Annotated in this window: 2 protein-coding genes (1 of these 2 running past the window's edge); both read left to right on the top strand. The window is 60.3% G+C overall.

Annotated features, from left to right (window positions below; genetic code table 11):
- Window positions 1-79, top strand: the 3' portion of a protein-coding gene (locus ACI94_RS06805) for a PAS domain S-box protein (RefSeq protein ID WP_286681249.1). The gene continues 1,064 nt to the left of window position 1, outside the view; only the last 79 of its 1,143 coding nucleotides appear in the window; its start codon lies beyond the left edge, outside the window; it ends in the stop codon at window positions 77-79.
- Window positions 19-2,375 (top strand): PAS domain S-box protein (locus ACI94_RS06800; protein ID WP_286681250.1); only part of this gene is annotated, 2,357 nt, incomplete at its 3' end. The genes ACI94_RS06805 and ACI94_RS06800, both read left to right, overlap by 61 nt.

The following is a 2,375-nucleotide window of genomic DNA, read 5'->3' as shown; positions in this document are numbered from 1 at the left end:
GAGTCGTCGCTTGCCGCGATCGCCATCGCCGACCTCGACGGCAACATCACGCACGTCAACCGGGCACTACTGGAGATGAACGGGTTGACCGACCCGGAGGAGGTTCTCGGTCGGCATATCGCGGAGTTCTGGGTGGAACCGACCCAGGTTGAGAGGATTCTTGCGACATTAGCGGAGGGCGGGAAGTACACCGGGAAACTTGTCTGTAGAAAGACCAACGGGACGGAATTCATCGCCCATGTTACCGTGGTGCTCCTCAAGGACGATTCCGAAGATCCGATCTGCATCATGGTCACCACGGTCGATATCAGCGAGGAGATGCGCATGGCTCAGGCGCTCCGTGAAAGCAGGGAGCGTTACCGGGCGCTTACGGAACTGTCGCCGGACGTCATCTTCCTCATCGATACCAGGGGGGACGTCCTCTACGTGAACAGTGCCGGCGGCCGTCTGGTCGGCACCGACCCGGAGGGACTGCGGGGAAAGAACATCCAGGAACTGTTTCTGCCCGGTCTCGGGGAATGGTGGCGCACGACGATCCCGATTGCAATCGCGTCGCCCGGGGAGATCCTCACCGAGGAGGCCCTGGTACACGGGGCCGGTGGAGATGTCTGGCTTGAGGTGCGCCTCATCCCGATGGCGGGACCCGACGGTACCGTCCGGAATCTGCTCGGGATCTGCCGCGACATCACCGACCAGAAGCGGGCGGAAGAGCAACTCCGGTTCCAGGCGCAGGTGCTCTCGCAGGTAGAGGACGCCGTGATCGCGGTCGATACGGATGAGAGGATCACCTACATGAACCGGGCGGCAGAGCGGCTCTTCGGCGTTCCTTCCGACGAGGCTCTCGGGCGGCCGATCCCGGAGCTCTTCGGCATTGAGTGGCTTCATACGGGCGAGGAAGAGATGGCGAAGAACGCCCTCCTGTCGTCCGGAACATGGCGCGGCGTTGCCGGTCACCAGAAGCGGGATGGCGAGACTATATCCATCGACGTGACCCTCAGCACATTAACCGACGACTCCGGGCGGGTTACCGGGACGCTCTACTCGCTCCGCGACGTCACCAGGCAGCAACAGGCCGAACTCGACCTCCGGATCCGGGATATGGCGATAGCATCCTCGCCGAGCGCTTTTGCCATCGCCGATCTTCGCGGTCGCCTGACCTACGTCAACCAGGCCTTCCTTTCCCTGTGGGGCTATGCTTCTGCCTCCGAGGTGCTGGGGAGATCGGTTACGGAGTTCTGGCACGACGAGGCGGAGGCCGCAGATGCTCTTCAAAGACTCCTCAAGACCGGCAGGTACACCGGTGAGCGGGTCGGCAGGAGGCGGGACGGGACAACCTTCCACATCATGTTCTCGGGGAGCTGCGTCACGGATAATGACGGAAACCCCATCTGCCTTGCCGAGACGCTCACCGATATCACCGACCTGAAAGAGGCCGAAGCAGAGATTCAAGCCCATAACCGGGCACTCTCGATCTTAAACCAGATCATCGGCGCATCGGCGTCCGCAACGGACAGCAACGAGGTAGTGGAGCGGGTGCTCACGGTGACCCTCGCCCTCCTCGACCTTGCAGGCGGGAGCATCTACTTAAAAGAACAGGGAGGCAAAAGAGCCCGCCTCGTCTACTCAAAGGGTCTCCCTGAAGGTTTCACCCCGCAGCCATGCATTCGGGATATCAATGCCCCGCCATACAGAGAGGTTCTGGTAGAAGGAAGAACCGTATTTCGTGATGATCTCCCGGAAGAGGGGGAGAGTACACCGCTTCGCTATGCCAGCGTCCCGATTGTGGCACACGGGAGGGTGATCGGTGCCCTGAACGTCATCCCGCAAGGAAACAATCGGTTCACCGAGACCGACAGGTCCCTCCTTGCTGCTGTAGGGAGGGAGGTTGGAGCCTCGATCGAGCGCGCACTGCTCATCCGACAACTCGAGATGGCCAAAGAGGAGGCAAACCTCTACCTCGACATCTTGAGCCACGATATCAGAAACGCCGAGAACATCTCGGGTCTCTACACAAACCTCCTCGCCGATATGCTTGATGGGGAGGAAAAAATCTATGCAGAAAAACTCCGCGCAAGCATCAGGAAGAGCGTCGAGATCTTAAGAAACGTCTCGACAATCCGCAGAATTCACCGCGAATCGGTCAAACTCGTGCCGATCGATCTGGACCGGGTTATCCGGGATGAGATCGCGATCTTCCCCGAGATCCAGTTCCATTACGGCGGTACAAGCCTCTCGGTCATGGCCGACCGGCTTCTCCCCGAGGTCTTCACGAATCTCATAGGAAACGCCATCAAGTTCGGCGGGCCCAAGGTCGAGGTGGCGATCCGGGTGGAGGATGAGGGCGAGGAGATCCTGATCGCCATCGAGGATACCGG

Origin of the sequence: Methanoculleus sp. DTU007, assembly GCF_001512385.1 — an archaeon.
GTDB classification, from domain to species: Archaea; Halobacteriota; Methanomicrobia; order Methanomicrobiales; family Methanoculleaceae; genus Methanoculleus; species Methanoculleus thermophilus.
The sequence above is the reverse complement of the archived record's forward strand: the minus strand, read 5'-3'. Positions and strand labels throughout refer to the sequence as shown.